General features: G+C 50.2%; 15 protein-coding genes and 1 pseudogene. 12 read left to right on the top strand and 4 right to left on the bottom strand.

The genetic code is table 11. The features are described from left to right. Positions 1–882, bottom strand: a pseudogene (locus tag F1593_RS06170) (hypothetical protein); the annotation flags it as partial. 637 nt (positions 883–1,519) lie between these two features. Here F1593_RS06170 and F1593_RS06165 point away from each other — a divergent pair. The 12 genes from F1593_RS06165 (at position 1,520) to F1593_RS06110 (ending at position 17,510) form a co-directional block, all read left to right on the top strand. Continuing rightward, positions 1,520–3,058, top strand: a complete 1,539-nt coding sequence (locus tag F1593_RS06165) for an HD domain-containing protein (protein WP_149400679.1) — start codon at positions 1,520–1,522, stop codon at positions 3,056–3,058. Positions 3,059–3,175: 117 nt separating this feature from the next. Then, complete coding sequence (locus F1593_RS06160; protein WP_172631907.1) at positions 3,176–4,072, top strand: NAD(+)/NADH kinase; 897 nt, start codon at positions 3,176–3,178, stop codon at positions 4,070–4,072. After that, positions 4,050–5,996, top strand: a complete 1,947-nt coding sequence (recN, locus tag F1593_RS06155; protein WP_149400677.1) for a DNA repair protein RecN — start codon at positions 4,050–4,052, stop codon at positions 5,994–5,996. The genes F1593_RS06160 and recN overlap by 23 nt, the downstream gene beginning before the upstream one ends. A gap of 61 nt (positions 5,997–6,057) precedes the next feature. Then, positions 6,058–7,110 (top strand): NAD(P)/FAD-dependent oxidoreductase, encoded by a 1,053-nt coding sequence (locus tag F1593_RS06150; protein ID WP_149400676.1) that lies wholly within the window; start codon positions 6,058–6,060, stop codon positions 7,108–7,110. A 72-nt stretch (positions 7,111–7,182) separates the two neighbouring features. Further along, on the top strand, positions 7,183–7,788 hold the full coding sequence (locus tag F1593_RS06145; RefSeq protein ID WP_149400675.1) for an NUDIX hydrolase: 606 nt from the start codon (positions 7,183–7,185) through the stop codon (positions 7,786–7,788). Between the two features lie 402 nt (positions 7,789–8,190). Continuing rightward, positions 8,191–8,391 carry a hypothetical protein gene (locus F1593_RS06140; protein ID WP_149400674.1) on the top strand — a complete coding sequence of 67 codons (201 nt, stop codon included), beginning with the start codon at positions 8,191–8,193 and terminating at the stop codon, positions 8,389–8,391. Positions 8,392–8,449: 58 nt separating this feature from the next. After that, positions 8,450–8,917, top strand: coding sequence for a GNAT family N-acetyltransferase (locus F1593_RS06135; RefSeq protein WP_149400673.1), 468 nt, complete (start codon positions 8,450–8,452; stop codon positions 8,915–8,917). 480 nt (positions 8,918–9,397) lie between these two features. Then, on the top strand, positions 9,398–10,876 hold the full coding sequence (locus tag F1593_RS06130) for a glycosyltransferase 87 family protein (protein WP_172631906.1): 1,479 nt from the start codon (positions 9,398–9,400) through the stop codon (positions 10,874–10,876). A gap of 343 nt (positions 10,877–11,219) precedes the next feature. After that, positions 11,220–13,457 (top strand): tetratricopeptide repeat protein, encoded by a 2,238-nt coding sequence (locus F1593_RS06125; protein ID WP_149400671.1) that lies wholly within the window; start codon positions 11,220–11,222, stop codon positions 13,455–13,457. Between the two features lie 38 nt (positions 13,458–13,495). Next, a complete protein-coding gene (locus F1593_RS06120; protein ID WP_149400670.1) occupies positions 13,496–15,550 on the top strand; it encodes a tetratricopeptide repeat protein in 2,055 nt (684 codons plus the stop codon). After that, on the top strand, positions 15,547–16,851 hold the full coding sequence (locus tag F1593_RS06115) for a class I SAM-dependent RNA methyltransferase (RefSeq protein ID WP_149400669.1): 1,305 nt from the start codon (positions 15,547–15,549) through the stop codon (positions 16,849–16,851). Before F1593_RS06120 ends, F1593_RS06115 begins: the two co-directional genes overlap by 4 nt. Next, positions 16,848–17,510, top strand: coding sequence for a Maf family protein (locus tag F1593_RS06110; RefSeq protein WP_149400668.1), 663 nt, complete (start codon positions 16,848–16,850; stop codon positions 17,508–17,510). Before F1593_RS06115 ends, F1593_RS06110 begins: the two co-directional genes overlap by 4 nt. Before the next feature lie 167 nt (positions 17,511–17,677). Here the strand turns inward: F1593_RS06110 and F1593_RS06105 are convergent, their stop codons facing one another. The 3 genes from F1593_RS06105 to F1593_RS06095 form a co-directional block, all read right to left on the bottom strand. Then, complete coding sequence (locus tag F1593_RS06105) at positions 17,678–18,505, bottom strand: hypothetical protein (protein ID WP_149400667.1); 828 nt, start codon at positions 18,503–18,505, stop codon at positions 17,678–17,680. A 39-nt stretch (positions 18,506–18,544) separates the two neighbouring features. Next, entirely contained in the window at positions 18,545–19,942 is a 1,398-nt protein-coding gene (locus F1593_RS06100; protein WP_149400666.1) for an MFS transporter, read from the bottom strand. Between the two features lie 117 nt (positions 19,943–20,059). After that, positions 20,060–20,287: a DUF951 domain-containing protein gene (locus F1593_RS06095; protein ID WP_149400665.1), complete on the bottom strand. Its 228-nt coding sequence runs from the start codon at positions 20,285–20,287 to the stop codon at positions 20,060–20,062. Position 20,288: the final 1 nt, after the last annotated feature.

Genomic DNA, 20,288 nt, shown 5'->3' with positions numbered 1-20,288 from the left:
ATTTTGCGTATCGGTGATCGTGTTGAGATCTCCATTGCTGCCATAACTGAACTGCAAACAGTTGCCATTCTTATCACAATCAATCAAGCGGGAACCATAACTATTAAACCCCCAATATTCGCCGGTCCTATGAAAAATGATTCTATAGGTACCACTTCCCGCACTCTTGATGGACGCATTGAGGCCGGGGGCATCACGAAAGCCGCCGCTTCCATCTGCGGCAAAGAACGCGGTGTAGTCACTGGGTCCATGCAGCGTAATGCCACTGGAGAGATTGCTTAGATCTACCGTGACACCACGTCCGGTAGTAAAGAACCACCCGTCACCGGCATCCAGCAGGTTATTCTGGTTCTCACCACTGTTATAGGTACTTCCAATGGAGAGATTGATGCCGGTTCCTTTGATGCCCATTTCAGCTGTGTTCAGCAGCAAATTCCCGTTGCCGACATTGACCTTCATTGAAACCTGATCGGTGAGATTGCGTTTCGCAACAAAGGTATAAAAAGGCAAATCACCCAGGCCATTGTAGCTGGCTCCTGCCGTCAATGGCTGCAGCGTACTTTTGTACGTGGTTTTCGCTGATGTGGTAGGGGCAGGATACTGCTGCGCCAGTTTCAACAATAGCTGTTGAGCTTTTTCCACTCCACTGACAATAGGGGGTGAGGTGATCGGTGTCGTGTGTGCTGTGGTCTCCGTTGCCGTTGCCGCATAGGCGGAAAGTGGCGTGCCAAGCGCTGTGGTGAGAATAGCTCCCGCTGCCAGACTCACTACTAACAAGAGTCGAAGCACGGAAGACCAGGACGAACGCGTTACTGCAGTCATTGCGTGCGTATCCGTCTGCGAAGACGCTTCATTCGGAATAATCGATGAAGAACGCTCCATACAAAGAAAATCCATTTCTCTAAAAGCACAATATAGCAGTGGTAGAGAAACAGGTATTTTGCTATTGAGACAGGGAGACACTCATTTTCATTACAAAGCGAGCTTAACGATACTGCAATCTATGAATTTATAGTGCATATATCGAATAAGTAATATGTACAAAACACGAAAGAGCTATGAAAATGGATAGGTCTCATTACATATGCGATCATTCATATACAGAGATATAACAATGTATATCCATTGTCTCTAAGCAAAATACCTGAGTGTAACACCTGGTATGCTATAAATAGCGCTACGACCAGATAGTGTTTTTAACGTATATTTACCAAAGGGAATATTACCTGCAAAAAATTAAAAAAGCAAGGAGAAATAGATATAGCTCTTATTTTCTAATGATATTCTAATCTTTGGGTAATATAGACTCAAAAATAAAGAATGGCTTTTCTTGTATTTGGATACTTGTTGGCTTATTGTAGAGTTTATGCGGGTTGTATTGATAGAAGAGGTCAGGATGTTCGAACGAATAGATATCTCTGAATGGAAGTAATGATATAGACAGTGATGATACTATAAAGCAGAGATCGTGGATGGAAGCTTCTGATCTATGCTAGTGTAAGTTTGTGGTGAGTTTGTGATGATAAAACAAGAATGGGCGCTCTCTTCCTGGGCCATAGGGATATTGCAGCAGTGCAGCCATTTTTTTGTGGAAGAGCAGCGACCTGCCTATCTGGTGGGCGGATCGATACGGAATCTTTTGCTGAGCAAGCCGTGTGTGGACTGGGATATCGTGACGGCAGGGGATACCCATGCGGTTGCGCGCCGTCTGGCACATGTGCTGGACGGTTGCTATGCTCCTCTGCATGACCGTGCCCAGCGGGTGCTTGTCAAGCAGGATGAGCAGGAGCTGGTGATCGATGTGTCACCACTCCAGGGGAGTACAATTGAGGAAGATGTAGCGCTGCGAGATTTTACTGTGAACGCGATGGCGGTTCCTCTGACGGAAGCTGTTAGTGCTGTCGCCACCGATGTTCCACTTACGCCTATCCTGATTGATCCTCTCCATGGTGAGCAGGATTTGCGGACCGGAACGCTACGGGCGACATCTGCCTCGGCTTTGGAGTATGATCCTTTGCGTATCCTGCGGGCTGTACGCTTTATGACGTACTATGCTTTTACGCTTGATCCCACGACTGTCACTTTAATAGAACAGGCTGTACCACGTCTAGCGCAGGTCGCATCCGAGCGCATTCACGAAGAGCTGTATGCGATTTTGCGGCCCGCAGGCGCGACTGAGCGGCTCTATTGTCTGGATCAATTGCATGTTCTGACGGCATTGCTTCCTGAGCTGGATGTGGCGCGTGGCATGTTACAACCCGTGCTTCATCACTGGGACGTTTTTGATCATTCGCTGCGCACGGTTTTTATGTTAGAAGCCCTGGGCACGACGCTCCAGCAGACTCCTGAGGAGATTGCCCAATCCCCTTTCGATATCGGTGGGCAAGGTGATCTGCTGGCGCTCAAAGAACTGCTGCTAGAGGCAGAGGAGCAGCATATCTTCTCTTTTGCGACCTTGCTCTCACCACAGATGAAGCTGGCTGCCCTGCTGCACGATATCGGGAAGCCACCAACCCACGCAGTGGATGAAGAAGGCAATATCACTTTCTATCATCATCCACAGGCAGGTGTGCCGCTGATCCGTACAATCGCGAAACGTTTGAGTATCAGTACCCATGATGGACGGCTGATGCAGCAGGTGGCGGCCCATCATATGCGACCAGGTCAACTCAGTCAGGATCCTGTTACGCCCCGTGCGATCCGGCGCTATTTTATGGATCTGGGCCCCAATGGGATTTATGTGGCCCTGGTTGCCCTGGCCGATCATCTTGCGATGCGAGGGCCGGAGCCACTGACGATCCACTGGCAGCGTCACCGTGGTACCGTGCGCTTACTCCTGACATGCTATATTCGGGAGCGGGATAGCATCTTGCCTCCACGCTTGATTCAGGCCGATGAATTGATGCGTCGCTATCATCTGGAGCCAGGACCGCTGATCGGACAACTGCTGGAAGCGATTGCTGAGGCGCAGGCTGAAGGTGTGGTGCATTCACGAGAAGATATCTTTTGGTTCGCTGAAGAAAAACTGCACCAATTACAGTCGACAGGCGAAAAATAAGAACATTTATACTATACAGATAGTTGACAATACACGCCCTATGGCGTACCATTACTGAGGCTAAACATGTAAGGGCGGCACATCGTGTTCGCCCTCGCTTGCCAATTGGAGATGTTAGTGAAGACGATTGCGATTTTCTACCAGGGACGCAAGCAAGATTCGTCCAGGTTCGCCGCCCAACTTGTGCCAACCTTAGAACAACAAGGGCATACCGTACGTGCGATTGACATTCATCAAGAAGGCCTCGATTCCTTTGTCTCAAACGAACATGTCTCATTTCTGGGTTGTGATGTCGTCCTGGTGTTAGGAGGAGATGGGACAATTGTCCATGCCGCTCGTATGTGTGCCGCTACCAATATCCCTATCGTGGGAGTGAATTTTGGGCGTGTGGGTTTTCTTACCGAGTTAGAGCCTGCTGACATCGCAACCGATCTGGATTATTATCTCAATGGCGATGCTTCTGTCTGGGTCGATGAACGCACGATGTTGCATGCGGTCCTGGAACAGGATGGCAAGAGCGAAGAGTTCCTGGCCCTCAATGATATCGTGATTGCTCGTGGCACCTGGCCGCGTGTCGTTCAGGTTGGTGTCTGGGTGGATGATTATTACTATAATACCAGTTATGCGGATGGCATGATTATTTCAACTGCGACCGGTTCGACGGCTTATAATATGGCTGTCGGCGGCCCCTTGCTTCATCCCCAGGTTGAAAGTACCGTGCTGACCCCTATCGCCACCCATCTGGCCTCTGACCGTTCCCTGATCATCCAACCAGATGCTACAATCAAGTTACAGATCTTTACAGGAAGTCAGAATGGAGTTTTTTCCGCTGATGGTCAATTGAACCGCGAAGTGAAAGATGGTGCGATTATCACGGTTCATAAGAGTAAGTATGTCACCCGTTTTCTCCGGCGCCGACCGCCAACCTACTTTTATCAAATTATCAACGCGAAGTTAAGAAACGATAACCCGGCTGCGAACGAAATAAATCATGCTAATAGAGTTAACGATTAAAGATTTCGCTATTATTGATCGCCTGCAAATCCGCCTGAACCGTACTTTTAACGTGTTTACAGGTGAGACAGGCGCGGGTAAGTCAATCATCATAGATGCAGTCAATGCATTGCTGGGTGGGAAAATTGGGGCTGAGTTCGTGCGTGCTGGTTGCGAACGCGCTACAGTCGAAGGAGTTTTCTCGGTAGAGGGACTCGCCCAACTTCCCGCTGATTGGCTCCCTTTTGACGAGAGTGTTGAGGTTGATGATACTGCATCTTCACCCCTCCTCTCCTTGATCGAGCATACCGAGCAGGCCAGCAGTGCCGCCCGTTCTGCTCATAGTGCGGATGCTCAGTTGGCCCTGGCTGCGCTTTTACAAGAGTATGATCTTGAGCCAGAAGATGGGCAACTGATACTCACCCGCGATATTTTCCGTTCAGGACGTACGGTTGCGCGCATCAATGGACGTGCGTTATCCCTGCATGTCTTACAGCAGGTTGCAAGCTGGCTGGTTGATATCCATGGTCAGAGCGAAAACATGAGCTTGTTGCGACCGGATCAGCATATCAACTTTCTGGATCGCTACGCCGAGACGTTGCCGCTGCGTGAGCAGTTAAGCACAAAGGTCATGGAATGGCGCAATGCCCGCAAGCAATTGCATGATCTGCAACAGAATCGACGTGAGCAGGAGCGTCGTGCTGAGTTCCTTAATTTTGAGATCGATGAGATCCAGCGTGCCGAGTTACGTCCCGGCGAGGTTGAGGAACTGGAAGAAGAGCGTAAGGTGTTGAATAACGCTGAACGCCTGCGTGAGCTATGTGCCCATATTTACGGCTCTATTCAAGGTTCAGATCTCTCCAGCGGAGATGGCTTCCAGGCTTCGCTTGATCAATTGCGGCAGGCTCAGCGCTCTCTCAACGAATTGGTCCGTCTCGATAAATCCATGGCAGAATATGAGGAGACGCTGGCTGGCGCGATTTATCAACTCGAAGATGTTGCAACCTCGATCAGTAGCTATGAATCGGATATCGAGGACGATCCCAATCGTCTGGCGGAGATTGAGGAGCGGCTGGATTTAATTACACGTCTCAAGCGCAAATACGGGGCAACCATTGAAGATATTCTGCAACGTATGGCTGAGGATCAGGAAGAATTAGATCTTATCGTGCATCGCGATGATATAATCCTCAAGCTGAGCCAGCAGGATGGCGAGTTCCGTACTCAGATCGCTGAACTGGCCCAGCAACTCTCTGCCCGTCGTCATACCGCTGCTGAGACACTGGCGACCTTGATGGAAGTTCAGCTTAATGATCTGAATATGCGTCGGGCCCGCTTCCGCGTTGAAATTGTCCAGGTACCTGATGAAGAGGGTATCCTGGTCAGTATCAATGGACAGAGCGAGCAACACTATGCCTGTGATATCACCGGTGTTGATCGTGTGCAATTCCTGATCGCGCCTAATCCTGGTGAGCCGTTTAAACCGCTGACTAAGATTGCTTCCGGTGGTGAAACCTCGCGTTTGATGCTGGCCCTCAAAACTATTCTGGCTGATGCTGATTCCACGCCGACGCTGATCTTTGATGAGATTGATGCCGGTATCAGTGGTCTCAGTGGACAGGTGGTTGGCGAAAAGCTCTGGCAGTTATCCAGTAGTCATCAGGTGATTTGTGTTACCCATCTACCTCAGATTGCAGCGTTTGCCGATACACACTACAATGTTAATAAGCAGATTTTTGACGACCGGACAACGACGAATGTCAATGAATTACGACCTGAGCAGCGTATTCGTGAGATTGCGCATATTATGGGTGGCAGTGCAACGACAATCGCGATGAAGAACGCCGAAGAGATGCTGGGACGTTCCAATTTGTGGAAAGATAACTGGCGGCGGCAAGCGAGCAGCCAGAATAATCATAAGAAGAGTCAGTTGAGCGCGATGTAATCTGCCCCTGTGGGGAGAAGCAGGTAGCGGGCCGCTTAACGGAAGCTATCGAGGGTCCTGTATGCGATCTGTGGCAATTGTAGGGGCCGGGCTAAGTGGTTTAGCCGCGGCCCATACCCTGCTTGATGTGGACAACACGGATAATTCATACTCCGTGACACTGTTTGAAAAGAGCAATGAGGTTGGTGGACGTGCGGCGACCCGTACGCGTGCTGGCTTTATCTACGACCATGGTGCCCAATATATCAAAGAGGGCACACCACTCAGCCTCTCTCTGATTACTGAACGTTTTCGTGCCCCTGATCTGATTGATATCCAGAAACCCATCTGGATTTTTGATGGAGATGGGCACATTCAAGAGGGCGATCAGAAACAAAATCAAGAGCAGAAGCTGAACTATCGCAGTGGCCTTGTGACCCTGGCCTGTCAGATGGCTAAGGGACTCTCGATCCAACTGGAAACACGTATCAAGCGCGTCCAACGCATTCCGACCGGCTGGCAACTCTTCGATGATGCTGGTACTGAATATGGACCATTTGACAGCTTGCTGATCACTCTACCTGCCCCTCAAGCCAGCCAGCTCATTCAGCGTAGCCAGCTTGATCAGGCTCTGCAGAGCAGTATTATCCAGCAACTCGGCGCCGCACGTTACAATCCTTTGATTTCAGTGATACTTGGCTATCAGGTGCAGCCGCGTGTACGCCCATACTATGCGCTGGTCAATACTGATAAGCAGCATGCCATCTCCTGGCTGGCCTGGGAGCATGAAAAATCTCCCGAGCGTGTTCCTCCGGGGGCTGGTCTTTTACTGGTACAGATGGCCCCCGCCTATAGCAAGCAACATATGGAGACGGCAGCCCTGACGGTTATCGAGGATGTTGAGCGGCAGGTTAGCACGTTACTACAAGAGGATCTTCCCGAGCCTGTCTTTACCGATCTTCAGCATTGGCGCTATGCACTACCAGCCGAGAAAGCTGACGCGCAGACCCTCAATGCACTCACCCTTCCGCAGGGATTAGCCTTCTGTGGGGATGCATTTGTCGGTGGACGGCTCCATCTGGCCCTGGAACATGGCATTGCGGTCAGCCAGCAGCTTATCGCCACTCACCGTTGATTCGCGTCTGCTGTTACACCTGTCGCTAACCGACCATGCTCTGTACATTGTCTATTATATTTGGAGTTTTGTATGTTTTCAGCTTTACCCGACGTGATCCAGGATGAGCTACAGCAGCTCACGGAACGCTATGGGTCACCTCTGGCCAAAGAGGTTGACTTACAGGCCACAAACACCTTCGATCCTCTTAACAAAACGGATCGCTATGGCGAGGTCTGTATGGTCATACGACGCAAGGATGGACGTCTGCTTACCATGGTGAAATCCCATTATCCTAAAGGAACCTATCGGCTCCTCACAGGTGGAATCAGCCACGGTGAATTCATTTTCGATGCTTTGCTACGTGAAACACAGGAAGAGACAGGTTTACAGGTCACTGTGCAGCGTTTTCTCACTGCTATCGCTTATCAAAAGAATGCCCGTATGGATGGCCTCACGTCGGTCTTTTATACCTTTGCCTTCCTGCTCGATGAAGTTAGTGGAGAGCTGGTTGCAGAGGATGAGGATGAGCAGGTAGAGGATTTTCGCACTGTCACTGTTGCCGATCTCTTAACTCTTGCCGAGCATCTTGAACATATGGATGTTTACGATAGCGCAGAGCAAGAGGCACACTGGGGCGACTGGGGACGCTTTCGCGCAGTTGCCCATCGAGCCGTATGGGAAGCACTACAAGTTTGAGCTCCTTTTCTGTTGCGTGTATGTTAAACACCCATGGTCTTCGCACCTACGGTGCTCAAAAAACATTATATTATGTATTGCATCAAAAGGTTCGAAGAACACTTGATGTAATACATAATATAATGTTTTTGAGCAAGTGCCTGCACCCTTTTGAGTGTGTGATGGAGAAAAAGTTCGAAGAACTTTTTCTCCATCACACACTCAAAAGAAGTTTGAGCACCGTAGGTGCGAAAACGCATGCACAAAAACCGTGGAGACCATGGGAGTCTGACACATTCTTATGCTCTCTGGTAACAAAGTGTCCTGTTTTTCGTTATCTCGCGTTTGGATATGTTATAATTTTAATCAAATGGCGGACGATTTCATTCTCGTCTCACCTACTTTGCGCAAGGGATTAATTTCATGAATAAGAAATACATCAGCACCATTCTTTTGTTTGCTGTTTTTATTGGATTCCTCTGGTGGGGCCTGGCAATGCTCCATGACTCGTTAACGGCGAAAATGATAGATAGCGAAAACGCAATGTATGCGCTACTACTCCTTGCGTGCTCGATTACCGCTCTTGTTGCTATTTTAAAATTGCCGAGAAGGCGACAATCATAAGCCACCCTGAATTGGATATCCCGTCTTTGCTGACCTATTTTGAACCAGGAAAAATTGTATGACAGATAAAGCCTCTACTACCACCACGGTCATTCGTTTGGCCACACCAGAAGATATCGACGTTATCGAGCTGCTTGAGAGTTTTAGTGCCTCACCCACCCGTGACATCCATCGTGAAATGCATAAATATTTTGGCTCGATTGATCCCTCAACCCATGAACGGACGCTGATTTTTCTGGTCGAAGTTGCAGGCACTGTCATCGCCAAAGCCGAATTGATGATCCCCTCAGCCGCTACAAAGCCCGCGATTGGATACATCAAACGCGTCATTGTCCATCCTGAGCAGCGAGGCCATGGCTATGCGCGCCACTTACTTGAGCATATTGTAAATCATGCCAAAAGCGAGCTAGGACTGGACCAGATCGACCTGCATGTCTGGGATCAAAATACGTCGGCGATCCGCCTCTACGAATCTCTGGGTTTTGAACTCAAGCACCGCGAACTTTACTACCGCCTCTCTCTCTGACAACGTGTCCAAAATCCCATCACCATCGGGAACTTGCTGCTCACTTGCAGGCAGGCGCATCCGCGCCTGCACCCTTTTTTATTGTGTGGTGCAGGAAAGTGTTGCGCACCTTTCCTGCACCACACAATAAAAACTGTTTTGAGCGCCGCAGGCGCGAAAACTCATACACAGAGATTGTGGAGAGCGACGCACGCAAGGGAAGAGTGAGCCACAATCTCACTCTTCCCTTGCGAATTCACAACTTGACCACGCAAGTTGTGACGTAATCCCTTTTTCTTTCGTTGTAAGATTAAGGCCGAGTACACTATGGATGTAATTGGATGCCATTACACACTTTGATACGTTCGAATGCTCGGTACTTCGATGGGAGGTAAAAGCGCCTCGCCTCAAACTCATCATGTAATCGTGCAATGTTATATATAGATGATCTGAATGGGCAGAGATAAAGCACGCGTTATGCATGGGGCAAAGCGCAAATCTATGGTACAGCGATCTGTAGTAGCACAGAATACTTTTATAAAAGCAGAAAAAAAACATTTTGATTATCGATGGATGAGATTTTTCTTTGCCGAAAACGCAGCGTCTGCCCATCATCCTGTCATTGAACTGCAATATCGCGTATCCTGGATTGGCGTGGCGTTACTGCTACAATCGGCCATTGAGATACCTCATGTTGCAAGCCTGCCCATTGCTCCATTTGTGCTTGTCCTGAGTAGCTTTGGGGCTCTCTGGATGGCCTTACGTCCTCGATCTACCAAACAGCAAGCGCAAATCACACGCGATTACCAGCACTCGCATCTCTGGCAGCGTCTGGTCCTGATTCTCTGCTTACTGCTTACTACTGCGGGAGTGCTTCAGTTTACCTATGGGGTGATGTCGTCTTTCTCGGCTCCGCAGTTCTCAAATGATGGCACTTCACTGGATACCAATGCAGCCATGTTACTGCTACAGGGACGCAATCCCTATAGCGATTCAAATATACCCGAGTTGTTTCACCACTTCTCCATTACGCCGAACTACACAACTCCATTACGGCAAGGACAATTTGCCAACCGTCTCGACTATCCCAGTATGTCAGAGTTGCAATCGATCCTCAATACATCGATGAAGACGGGTGATGTACCGGAGTTTGAGGCCAAGGTCAGTTATCCCGCCCTCTCATTCCTGACACTGGTACCTTTTGTCCTGACGCAGAACTATAATGTTCTACCTTTCTACATCCTCTCCTATCTGGTGATTATCTTGATTGCCTGGAAAACGGTCCGCTCAGAGCTACGGCCCTGGGTACTTGTGTTGGGGATAGCGAATATCCCGATGTGGGCCTCAACCATCGGTGGAAATCTGGACATATTTTATACCCTACTCTTAATCGTCTGCTGGCTCAAACGAGATCAACGTTGGTGGTCAGCGGTCTTTCTGGGCCTGGCTCTGGCGACCAAGCAGATTGCCTGGTACTTTGTCCCCTTCTACTTGATCATGGTTATCCAGCACTATGGTTGGAAAGAAACCTTCCCACGTCTCTTGATCGCGGGTGGTATCGGTCTGGCGATTAATCTGCCGTTTATCATGTGGGATTATCATTCCTGGTTGGCGGGCGTGATGGCTCCCATTGCCGATCCGATGTTCCCTATGGGTGTTGGTATTATTTCCCTGAGCACCTCACACATCTTGCCCTACTTCCCATCCTGGATCTATTCGGGGCTTGAATTTGGGGGCATGTCGCTCACGTACGTCTGGTACTGGCGTATCTGCCGAGCACGACCTGAGGCAGCGATGTTACTGGCGGTCATGCCACTCTTCCTGGCCTGGCGTAGCCTCTCATCCTACTTTTACTGTATAGTTTTTCCGACTTTCATCCTGCTTGGCGCGCATATAAAGCCCGCCACTCAATCGGCGTTCTCGTTCTTACGGTTCAAGAACGCGCATCAGGTCACCGCAACTACAACCTTACGCGTATAAAAATGAAGCGTGGGAAGATCTGGCGTCTGCCATAAACGGATCATCCCGTGCCATACAAAAAAAAAAAAGCACTTGAGAGATGTATTGAATGCAGATAGATCTCTCTCAGGTGCTTTCTTTTATACCCTCCTCTTTTATCTTAGCAGGCAATTTATACATTTCAAGCCTCGAAATAAAGAGGGTATCTCACCGCTACTAGTGAGAATAGCGCTATTTCTGTGCTTAAGAAGCCAGAGACTGGTAGTCATTATGTTTTTGCGTGTGTTGACCTATCTCGACTCTTGAGTGGCTTCGTGGTACAATCCACAGGATAGAGCGTTGAAGTTAGGAGTATTGAGCTACAATGTCATCGAAAAAAGATATTACGATAGAACTTTCGCCCGAGGAGACAATTCAAACAGAAGAATTGTTTTCACACTATCCGGAGATCGCACAGCAGCTGCATAAAAGCGAGGATCAAGCACAGATTGAGACGGCGCTTGCTGCTATTACGACATTATCCGAGTCGGCACAGGTAGCCTTGCTCAAAGCGCTGGCAAAGACGAATCGCTCGGATGCTGCGGATATTCTGGTGGCGGTGAATGCTGTTCATCCATTGAAAGAGGTACGCAAAGAGGCACGTCGTGGTCTGTTACGTCTGGAAGGATCAAAGACGTTTCCGCATTGGAAAGCCCCTGGCACGCAGGCTCCTGCGGTCCAGCTTGCGACGGCGAATCCCCCCCGTTTCTGGAAAGGCATTGCCACCCAATCCCGTGAAGAGGGAGAGGTACAGGTGACGCTAGCCTGGGAGCAGGGGTTCGACTATAATGAGGTTCGTATCATCGGCTTCTTACTCGATTTCTGGGAAGTTGGTGTTAAGGAGGCCTTTTCATCTATCCTGACGAAGCGCAAGGCTGGTGAGGAGCTACACGAGATGGCTGCTCATAACCTCGGGGGAGACATCGAGACGACTCCCTGCTCACTGGCTGAGGCAAAGCGTCTGCTTGAAGAGGCGCTCTCGGTCCATGAATGGCATCATACGAAACTCAATGAGGATTATCGAGCCCTGTTGCCGCTGATCAATACATTCATCTTGCAGGTGGACGATCCTGGTGTGGATAATGGACAGCGTTTCATTGCTCACGATATGGCAGAGCAGGAAGTAGCGGTTAATTTCATCGGCGGCTGGTCGTTTGGTGATTATGGATTGGCCAATGATCTCCTGGCAGAGGCGAGTCCTGTGCGCGCTGATCTGTCACGCGACGAGTGGATTCAATTGCATCGTGCCTGGTTTGACGAGGCGCATCCGGCACGCCTGGAACTGGGTTTTGTGCGCGAGCTTAAGCCTGTTCAGAGCACACTATGGGTACCTGACTCAGTGACGAAAAGCCGTCCTATTACAAAAAAAGAATTAGAAATTGGTTGGTCGCTGGAACTACTTGAAACGCCCCTGAGTGGTACTTTGCATGAGATGCCTATGGGAACTGCGATCAATAAAACAACTGGACGCCATTGGTTCTGGACGAACTGTACACTGGTGCAAGAGCAGAACTCCTGGCGCATTCAACAGTTGAAGGATGAAGGCGCGGCGCTGCAGGGACTTTCGGTGCAAGAGTTGCAAAAGCGCGTGAAGGATTATGAGTTCGCGCTTGAAGAAGGCATTCAACAGCATGCCCAGGATCCAGAAAACTTTATCGAGGAAATATCCTGGCGTCTGGGTGAGCTTCTCCATTTCGATGATGCATTGTTGGTCCATCTGGCACAGGATCGGGAGGCCTATGATCATGCTTATGATCATTCAGTGCTGACGGGAAATTCGGAGCGCACAATGGTCTATCTGGAGCGTCTCGTGCAACGTTTCCCAGATGCTGCTGCCGAAAACTTACGGCGGCTGGGTGCGACAATGGCAGAGCTGGCCCATAAATTTGAAGGGGCATCCTTTATTGAGCGTCGTCAAAAGCTCCTCCAGCGTGCTGAGGAGACATTGCGGGAGGCCTGTCGTGTCAATGATAGCGCCCTGAGCCATACCCTGCTGGGTGAATTGTTGGTGAGTATTGAGCAGAATGTGGAAGCTCAACAAGAATTTCTGAATGCCCGGGAACTATCAATCGGCCAGCCAAACGATCCAGCGATTGAAGACTCTATTGAGGCCGGGCTGGCCAATATCGCAATGCGTGAAGAGCATTTTGAGGATGCCCTCGCGCACTTTAAACGTGTCTCTGAGCTCAATCCTGCATATCCAGGTGTCTGGTTTAGTCTTGGCTTTACCCATCGCTTACTGGGACGCCTTGAGGAGGCCGAAACATATTATGAGCGCGCCTTGCAGACGGAAAGCAGTGACATACGCATCTATAGCGAGTTGACTGCTCTCTATGCTCAGCGTGGCGAGATCACCAGAGCGCAAACCCTGCTTCAGGATGCTATTCGACGCTATCCCGATGCTGCTTATCTGCATGCCTTGTTCGCTTCAGTGTTGGAGGAAAAAGGAGACCATCGTCAGGCAGTGAAACAGCTCGAAGAGGCTGAGAGCTTGGAGCCCGATTCTGATTTTATTATGGCCGTGCGCCAACAAATTTTCGCTGGTGGACGTAAACGTGTGTAGCCTGAAGGCTCACATGTGGATGGGAAAGGATTATTATCATGGCAGACCATGAATCACGAACGCATAGTCAGGATAATGCCACGTCTCTCGTACAAAACTATCATACTATTGCCCAGCAATTGAAGATCAGCAAGGATCTGGCGCAGACGAATGCTGCATTGGAGCCGATCCAAAACCAGCCTGTTGAGGAGCAGATCGCCTTTATCAAGGCTATGGGGAAAGAGAATACGGTTGAAGCTGCTGATGTGGTGCAGGCATTGCACACCTTGAGCCCGGACAAAGAGGTGCGTAAAGAAGCACGTCGACGCCTGATCCAACTAGAGGGCAAGGATGTCTATGCTGAATGGACTCTTCCCAGCACTCTAACGCTGACTGAGGCGCTTGAGCGCGCCGTAGATCTAGAGGTAGATGACAGCGAAGATCCTTTCTTCGCAAGCCTGAAATCTTTTTTTGAGGATGCGGAAACGCTGCTAAAAGGGCCTGCATATGCGGCTGTCGTCTCTGATTTTCTCGATGCCTGGGGTGAAGGCAATTATACAGTTGCCGCTACCTCCCTGGCATCGCAAAGCTCTGTGCGCAATCATCAGTCCGAGGCGGATTGGGCGGAGAGTCGTGAGGCCTGGGCTTCTCAGGCGCAAGTGAATAATTTTCTGCTTGCCTTTGTTCATCCTGCTGCAGAAGATGACGATGCGAATACTTCGTCTCCCAGAATCATTGAGGCTGCTTTCTCACTTGTCATTCAGCCTGGCTCTGCTACTCTGCCTGAGTGTCCACAGCCAACCCTGACCTTCGAAGGTACTGGTCGCAGCTGGTTCTTATTGGGCTTTACCGTGGCTCAGGAAGGGGAACAGTGGCTCATTCAAGATATCAGCAATACCGCAGCCGAGATCCTGACGTTGGACGATGCAACCATTGTTGAGATGATCCATGAGATCGACGAGCAGATTGCCAAAGAGAGCGAGGAAGGCACCGCTGCGATCATCGAAGAAGAGCCTGAAATCCCCAATGTCGTCGACGCCGATGTTGATGAACCAGACGATGACGATGAGGATGACGATGAGGACGACGAGGATGAAGATGAGGATGATGAGGACGACGAGGACCTGGCTGGCGCGCTCGGTCAAATGGATACGGTGATCCGGCTGGTTACCAAGCAGTTGCATTACTATGATGCCCTGTTCGCGCATGATCCCAAACTTTATCCCGAATTCTACAAAGAAGCCTTTGACCTGGCTGGCTCGATTATGGATATTGAGCGTGCGGCGCTCTATGCACAGCAGTTTGTCGAGCATGTGCCGGAAGAGCGTGGCAGCGCCCTGCGGAATCTGGCTTTTAGTTATCATGCTCTGGCTGCCGAGTATCATAATCGGGATGATCATGAGTCTGAAGAGCGTTTCCTGTCCCTGGTTGTACCTACCATCCGCCAGGCCGTTGCCGCTGATGAGAGTGTAGAAAATCAGATTTTGCTGGCGACCATTCTTATTCAAAACGAACAGGATCTGGATGAGGCCGAATCTTATCTGATCAAGGCGCAGCGGGGTCCATTGAGTGAGGATGATCAGGTAGATGTTTTGATGGGTCTGGCCGAGATTGCGATGCAGCGGGATGATCATGAAGCGGCGTTGCAACATTTCCAGCATTTGTCCCATCGCTCACCGGAAGATGAGCAGGTCTGGTATCGCATCGGCTATCTTCAGCATCGCCTGCATCACTACAAAGAGGCTATTGAGGCGTTGAAGCATAGTATCGAATTGCAACCGTTGTTGACCGAGGCTTATACGGAGTTAGCCAGTCTCTATCTGGTACAGGATGATGTCCAGCAGGCGCTCTCGATTGCGCGTGAAGGCGTCGATGTGAACTCCGATGCGCCCGATATGTATGCTACTCTGGCCCTGGTATATATGAGTACCAACGATTTTCGTAGTGCGAACCGCGCTTTGACACAGGCTGAGTCGCTGGATGAGGAAGATGAGTTTGTACATGAGGTACGACAACGCTACAATGCTGAAATGAAGCAGCATCGACCATCCGGCAATAAGCCTAATCAGAAGCAAAAACAGAAACAAAAACAACACAAAGCAAAGAAAAGATGACACAGATACAAGAAGAACGTACCATTACCTACCATACTGTTGAACTGGGTGCCCTCTCGCGTGAAGGGCACGCTATAGTAGAGATTACGGAACTAAATGAGGCGGGCGAGTCTGTGACGCGCACGCTTCAGGTTCCAGCAGGACTCCCTGGCGAACGTGTAACGATTGCGGTCGAGGCTCCACAAAAGCCTCGTCCGGGTCATAGACGCCGCCATTGGAAGTCGCGCCCACCGCGTACCTGGATCACTGAGATCCACACGCCATCCCCGTTGCGGGTGACCGCCTCCTGCCCTGTCTTTGGAACCTGTGGAGGTTGTCAGGTACAACATCTAAGTTATGCCGACCAACTCATCTGGAAACGCGATGTCGTACTCCAACTGCTACAGGATGTGGGTGGTTTTGTCGATCCACCTCTGCTGGATACCGTTCCCTGTGATGTTCCCTGGCATTATCGCAATCATATGCGTTTCTCAGTGAACCGCGAGGGACTGGCTGGCCTGACGGAGCGGGGTCTACGGAGGGTCCTGCCTCTGGCGGAATGTCCTATCGCTCATGAGCAGATTAATCGGGCCTTAGCCATCGTTAATCGCCATGAAAATCCCCGCCCGCAGGTTCTGATCCGTACCGCGACCGCCAACAATCAAATGCTGATTCAGCCAGCACAAACGCCAGAGGTAACTCAGGAGTTGGCCGAGGCCGGGATCGCAATTCAGGACGAGACCATGGATGAGGTTCTGGGTGGACAGACCTTTCGTATCCGTCCTAGCTCTTTCTTCCAGACAAATATTCCGCAGGCCGAAAAGATGGCTCAGATGGTCTTAGAGGGCTTACTGCTGGATCAATCCACCGAGCAAGCCAAAAATATGACGGTGGTGGATGCCTATTGTGGTGTGGGTACCTTTGCGGCCCTGCTGGCCCCGCATGTGGGTAAGGTCATCGCGATTGAAGAGTCGGCCAGCGCGATTAAAGATGCCCGGTGGAATATGCGGGATGTCGAGCACGTCGAAATCCTCAAAGGTAAGGTAGAAGATATGCTCCCCAGCCTCTCGGCGCAGATTGATGGTTTTGTCATCGATCCTCCTCGTGCAGGTTGTATGCCCATTGTGCTGGATGCCTTGATCCAGCATCCCGTGGCGCGTATTGTCTATGTATCCTGTGATCCATCCACACTGGCACGCGATCTGAATATCCTCTGTCATGAGCATTCGGCCTATCGCCTGCGCTCGGTACAGCCATTGGATATGTTTCCGCAGACCGCACATATTGAGAATGTTGCTGTATTGGAGCGTATTGAGTCATGACGACGCCATTACTACTGGCCTCCGCATCGCCACGTCGGAGGCAAATATTAGCCAAACTTGGTCTACCTTATACCGTGGCAGTCTCTCCAGGTGATGAAGATGCCGCACAGGCACAATATAAAGGTCCCAACGATGGTCTGGCCCAGTGGACCGCTGCTTACAAAGCTTTGATGATGTTCTCCTTGCCTGAAACCGCTGATCAACTGGTCGTGACCGCCGATACCACAGTCCTGTTGGATGATCAGGTCCTGGGAAAGCCAAGGGATGCCGCGCACGCCTTTGAGCTTCTAAGTTCCTTACGTGGGCGCTGGCATCGCGTCGTCACGGGAGTTGTGGTGAGTCGACTGGTGGATGGTCAGCTACAAATGCAAGGCGCGAGTTGCAGCACTCCAGTTCTGATGCGCCCCTATAGCGATGATGAGATCAATGCCTACATTGCCAGCGGAGATCCCCTGGATAAAGCGGGAGCCTATGGGATTCAGCATGCTGAATTTCAGCCTACTGAAAGCATCGACGGCTGCTACTATAACGTCGTTGGCCTGCCACTCTGTACGCTGACACACCTGCTGGCAAGCTTTGATGTACAACCTGTTTCGACCGGCTGTGAGGATACCGCCTGTCCATGGTCTGCTCGCTGCCACATCTCGGCGCAATCCTGATAGCATGTATCCGATTATCCCCATCGGACCCATTCTGTCGGCTTGTAGGCAGGCGCTCAAACAGTATATATTATTTGTGGCATAAAACGTTCTTCGAACGTTTTATGCCACAAATAATATATACTGTTTGAGCGCCTTGGGCGCGAAAAATCATGTGCGAAGGTGGTTCAAAGCTGTACGAGGCGTACGAGTCCTTCGGCTATCACGACAAATATGAGATCGAGCACGAGGAGGATACTGAGTGCAAAGTCTATATGCGAGGCGACCATGGTCGAGATAGTGAGTAGTTCATCGAAACGTTTAAAATACCAGATGGCGAAGAGAAGACCAGTAAGCAAAAGCAGCATTCCCATCACGAACCAGCGTGCTCCGATCCAATCTTGATGGCTGGGCCAGAGTTCTGAGGTGACAGTGAGAATGAGGTAAGGTGCGAAAATCAGTGTCCACAGCGGCCAGCCTGGTCGTGTAATCTGCCATTGTTGATGGGTAACGCTGAATGGTACGTCCCAGATGTTATAGCCAGTAGCGATCCAGTACAGGAAAATAAAAGCGGCAATTCCTCCAAAGAGTGGTGCAACACCGCTAAAGCCATCTCCTATATAGCTCATCAAGCGTCCCTGAGGCCGCACATACTGGACTTCACCCAGTTGTAGCGATTGTGGGCCATTGCGACGGATTATACGTCCATTGGGACCACGTTGTGCCATCGGTTTGATACGGAAGAGCGTCACGCTGGTAATGCGAAAGCCAAAGGGTGAAAATAGCAACACGACGATTGCATGGCTCAACTCATGTATCACGACACCCGGTGCATTAAGCCAGAACCAGATTAAGGAACCTTTATCGCGTAATGTGTAGTAGCCAAAGGCATCTACACGCTGCCGCAATGCTTTGCGGGTCACCCGCAACAGCATAAAGAGAACAAAAACGCCTGCGATAATCAGCTCCGGTTCGTATGGAGCAATTTGTCCCATAAGTTGCGTCTGTGGGTCCATTTTCTCTACTATCCTTGTCTCTGTTCGCTCGATCTTTCCCTAGCCCTGTGTCACTTTTTCTTCTACCAGTTCTGCTTTAACCGGCGCGGGGTTTTTGCGCTCATAATAGACGCTCCAGATGCCAAAGGCCAGGATGGAAATTGACATAATGTATAAAACGCGGTCGATGTGCAGGATATCGGAGAGCGCTCCGATAAACAAGATGATGGGAATAGAACAGGTATTATAGAGAACGATTTGCAATGCCAGCACGCGGCCCTTGATCCAATCGGGTGTCAACTCCTGCATCGCTGTCTGTGAAGGAATGTTAATACAGACGAGCGCCATACCCGCGATAAACATCAAGAAGCCCATCGCCAGGAACAGGAGTGGATTGCCATTCCAACCATGTGGTTGGAGCCAGCGGGCCAGAATGGTTACCAGCGGTAAGAACAGGGTTGCCATTGTCAGGCCCAGAATACCGATAAAGATAGTGCGTAGTTTGCCAATTCTCATGGATACTCCGGGCATAATGATCGAGCCCAATACCAGCCCCACGCCTGCTGGTGCAAAGATTACCGCCATCAGGTTCGCGGAAACTCCCAGAAGATCTGTCACAATAGGCGTCGCGATCTGTCCAATCACCAGAATCAAAATACCCGCGAAGGAGAGTTGAACGACCGCTAAGAGTAGCGCTTTACGGGTGCGAATAAAGTTCCAGCCCTCTTTCATCTCGCCCTGAATGTTATGCATAATCCCCATCGTCTGGGTTGCCAGATCTGGAGTCAGTACGGAAGATGCTTGATGCCGTTGCGCGAAACTGGCTGGCGGAATCAGCAGGACCAGGCCCGCACACAGCAGATAGAGGATACCACAGGCAGCATACAGTTGGACGATGGGATCAAAGGTAATGTGGAAGAGGGTAAAGGTTGGTAGAAGGCTTAAGGCAATTGGAGCCAGGATCACATAGCCAAGGGCCTGTGATAGCATAAATGTAATATTGAAGAGTGAGAGGGCTGGCAACATCTCATTGTCGCCCACCAGCATGGGAATAGCTGATCCTTCGGCAGGTGTAAAGAACTGTCCAATTGACGAAATCACAAAGGTGAGTAGATAAATGAAAAAGAGCACGCTTCCGCGATTTCCCAGTAGGATAAGCGCAAAGAGTATCGTCGCAATCGCACGTAAACAATTGCTTCCCCACATTACGCGTCGCTTATCCATACGATCCACAAAGACACCCGCTGGCGCGCCAAAGAGGACGGCCGGAATACTAAAACAAATAATTGCAAGACCAACCAGCGTGGTTGAGTTGGTAATATTGTGGATTAAGATCAGCAGCGCATAATTTGTGGCGTTCAAGCTCGTCATTGAAATCAACTGGGCCAGCCACAGACGGAGAAAATCCCTCTTTTTGAGTAACGTCAGAAAACCTGTTTTCGGTTGGGCTATTGCCATCGTGCCATATCCTTAATACATCTTACGAAATAAATTCCCTTCTTCTAACGCTGAGTATACAGGGATTTGGTCAGAAGATGCAAGGGTTAACAACATCTCAACCGAGATCCCTGGCGTTTATTCTTCCTTGAAGAAATCATCCTGGGTTTTTACTTTGCGTGGCAGAATTTCTTTGATACGGCGTTCAACCTGGGAGCGGGGCAGGAGGACGCGACGTCCGCAACGCTCGCAGACAATGCCAATATCGGCTCCGATACGTACAACTTCCCAATCGAAGCTGCCGCAAGGATGCTTTTTGCGCATGCGAAGTCGATCGCCTAATGCAAAATGGAGTGGCTGCTGCATG

This window comes from Dictyobacter arantiisoli (assembly GCF_008326305.1).
Lineage (GTDB): Bacteria > Chloroflexota > Ktedonobacteria > Ktedonobacterales > Ktedonobacteraceae > Dictyobacter > Dictyobacter arantiisoli.
The sequence above is the reverse complement of the archived record's forward strand: the minus strand, read 5'-3'. Positions and strand labels throughout refer to the sequence as shown.

Excerpts from the sequence above, each read along its gene's own strand:
- F1593_RS06135 (WP_149400673.1), top strand. The coding sequence starts at position 8,450 with ATGACAGATAAAGCCTCTACTACCACCACGGTCATTCGTTTGGCCACA.
- F1593_RS06105 (WP_149400667.1), bottom strand. The coding sequence starts at position 18,505 with ATGGACCCACAGACGCAACTTATGGGACAAATTGCTCCATACGAACCG.
- F1593_RS06100 (WP_149400666.1), bottom strand. The coding sequence starts at position 19,942 with ATGGCAATAGCCCAACCGAAAACAGGTTTTCTGACGTTACTCAAAAAG.
- F1593_RS06145 (WP_149400675.1), top strand. The coding sequence starts at position 7,183 with ATGTTTTCAGCTTTACCCGACGTGATCCAGGATGAGCTACAGCAGCTC.
- F1593_RS06165 (WP_149400679.1), top strand. The coding sequence starts at position 1,520 with ATGATAAAACAAGAATGGGCGCTCTCTTCCTGGGCCATAGGGATATTG.
- F1593_RS06150 (WP_149400676.1), top strand. The coding sequence starts at position 6,058 with ATGCGATCTGTGGCAATTGTAGGGGCCGGGCTAAGTGGTTTAGCCGCG.
- F1593_RS06140 (WP_149400674.1), top strand. The coding sequence starts at position 8,191 with ATGAATAAGAAATACATCAGCACCATTCTTTTGTTTGCTGTTTTTATT.
- F1593_RS06125 (WP_149400671.1), top strand. The coding sequence starts at position 11,220 with ATGTCATCGAAAAAAGATATTACGATAGAACTTTCGCCCGAGGAGACA.
- F1593_RS06120 (WP_149400670.1), top strand. The coding sequence starts at position 13,496 with ATGGCAGACCATGAATCACGAACGCATAGTCAGGATAATGCCACGTCT.
- F1593_RS06115 (WP_149400669.1), top strand. The coding sequence starts at position 15,547 with ATGACACAGATACAAGAAGAACGTACCATTACCTACCATACTGTTGAA.
- F1593_RS06110 (WP_149400668.1), top strand. The coding sequence starts at position 16,848 with ATGACGACGCCATTACTACTGGCCTCCGCATCGCCACGTCGGAGGCAA.
- F1593_RS06095 (WP_149400665.1), bottom strand. The coding sequence starts at position 20,287 with ATGCAGCAGCCACTCCATTTTGCATTAGGCGATCGACTTCGCATGCGC.
- F1593_RS06130 (WP_172631906.1), top strand. The coding sequence starts at position 9,398 with ATGGTACAGCGATCTGTAGTAGCACAGAATACTTTTATAAAAGCAGAA.
- recN (WP_149400677.1), top strand. The coding sequence starts at position 4,050 with ATGCTAATAGAGTTAACGATTAAAGATTTCGCTATTATTGATCGCCTG.